This window comes from Gemella haemolysans (genome assembly GCF_001553035.1).
GTDB classification, from domain to species: Bacteria; Bacillota; Bacilli; order Staphylococcales; family Gemellaceae; genus Gemella; species Gemella haemolysans_B.
On record NZ_KQ959913.1, the window covers coordinates 1 to 2,011 of the forward strand.

The 2,011-nt window shown below is 29.3% G+C and carries 2 protein-coding genes; both read left to right on the forward strand.

All coding sequences use genetic code 11. The features are described 5' to 3' along the window. Positions 1–335: 335 nt before the first annotated feature. On the forward strand, positions 336–1,220 hold the full coding sequence (locus HMPREF3186_RS00005; RefSeq protein WP_231124726.1) for a hypothetical protein: 885 nt from the start codon (positions 336–338) through the stop codon (positions 1,218–1,220). Between the two features lie 198 nt (positions 1,221–1,418). Further along, positions 1,419–1,703 carry a TipC family immunity protein gene (locus tag HMPREF3186_RS00015; RefSeq protein WP_003147518.1) on the forward strand — a complete coding sequence of 95 codons (285 nt, stop codon included), beginning with the start codon at positions 1,419–1,421 and terminating at the stop codon, positions 1,701–1,703. The last annotated feature ends 308 nt before the right edge of the window (positions 1,704–2,011 follow it).

Consider the following 2,011-nt stretch of genomic DNA (forward strand, 5'->3'; position numbering starts at 1 on the left):
CACTTTTGTACATTTTTATATTGACATTTACACAATATCAACTCTTTATATAAAATCATAGGTCTTGTCTAGCAGATAGACGATAGCATGATCGGAGCCATGCGGTCATCGCCGGTCATCTGCGGTCAGACAAGACCTGTTTTTAGTAGTCAAAATGGTTGTAAGATGCTACAATAGGGCTATTAACATATCAAAGAGAATGGTCACGGTTAAGAAAATTGACGTTGTATTTTTTAATTTTCGAGTCAAAAAATAACTATGCCCCCCCAATTTCTAATAGGGGGGATAACACTTGGAAAATCATAGAAGCTTTAGAGAATGTAGTTGAACAAAGAATGGCAATAGCAGAAAAAAGATGGAGTCCTTTTTCAAAAACGTTCTCAATACCAAGTAGAGAAGAGATGGAGTGGACGGATATAATAGAAGGTAAATGGCAAGAAAGAGATTATACCCAAGATGAGCTTGACTATAAGGAGACCTTAAAAGTTCAATATGGTTTTGACGATAAAGCAGCAAGAATAATTGTAAAGCTTAAAAGAAATATTTATAATAATCCTAAAATAAGAAAAGATAGAAAAGACTATGTGTTTACGAGATTACTTGGTGGGTTGAGTTATGGTCATGAGGATAACGGTTTATTGAAACGGTTTATGTGGAATAATACAGCTGGTCAAATGTATAAAGATCTAGATATAAAGGAACAAATGACAATAAATTTCAAACTAACCGAAAGCGAATACGTATATTTAAAATATAAAGTTAGAATACAGCATGAAAATTATGGCTACTATAATACTATACAAAAAGAACTACTTCCACAATATAAAAAAACTATGGAAACGGTATTAGGACGTGAAATAACAGAGGATGAGTTTGAAAAATTGTGGAATAAACAGATAGATGCGTTTAAAGGTAAAACAGACTTTTCTCATCAATATATTACAATGGCTACGCATCTGTATGGAAAATCACGTCTTGCAGATTTGCGTGGAGGACATGAAAATACAAATGACATGTCAGGGTGGTTAGGTGATACAACAGATGTAGCCGATACTAAGCCAAGTATAGGGAATGATGATTATAAGGCTGATTTAGATGCGGTCAATATAATAAATATAATGAAAAAAAGAAACCTTGATTTTATAAATGTAAGTAATGAATATTACAACAATCTTGAAAATGGTATCCTCAATCGAGCAGAAGAATTTAAAAAAATATAGATCTTGAAAAATGAAAAATAAAATTTACAATCAACTTAGTGAAAAATATGTAGATGTAGAGGGGAAAAGGATAGCAAGAGTACCAAGTAATATAAATTACATAAAAGAAAATCATCATCCAACCTATAACTTTATAAAAAGTTTAGAAGATAATAAAAATGACATACAAGATTACTATAATGAAAAGTAGGTGCTTTCATGAAACAGCTAAGTAAAAAATGGAAAATATTTATAATAACAATAGTAGTTTTAATAGGAAGCTTCTATGGATATTATAAAATAAACAATAGAAATGCATTTGAAGAAATGTATAATTCATACTATAATTTTATACCGGCAACAGCATTATATAATATGCCCCAAATAGAGCCGATGCCAAGAGATGAAATAGGATTAGATATAGCAGAACTATATTATAAAGATACTAAGAATGATATGAAAATTGAATTTTCTCTTATATCTTTTAATAATGAAAAAAAGTAATACTAACAGGCTCTCCTTTGTTATAATATTAACGAAAATTATAGCATATAAAAAGTGTCTGAAAATATATTTTCAGACACTTTTTCAGGCTGTTGACAAATAGGTCAACAGCCTGTTTTTTAACTGAAATAAAATCCTTAAAATGGTATAATATAAGTATACAAAGGAGGTTTTAGTATGTTTAATAAAGTAGAAAATATCAAAGATGAAATAATACTAATGACATTATCAGAAATAGTACCTAAAGATCATTTTTTAAGAAAAGTAGATAAAGCTATTGATTTTAAATTTATTTATGATTTGACAGA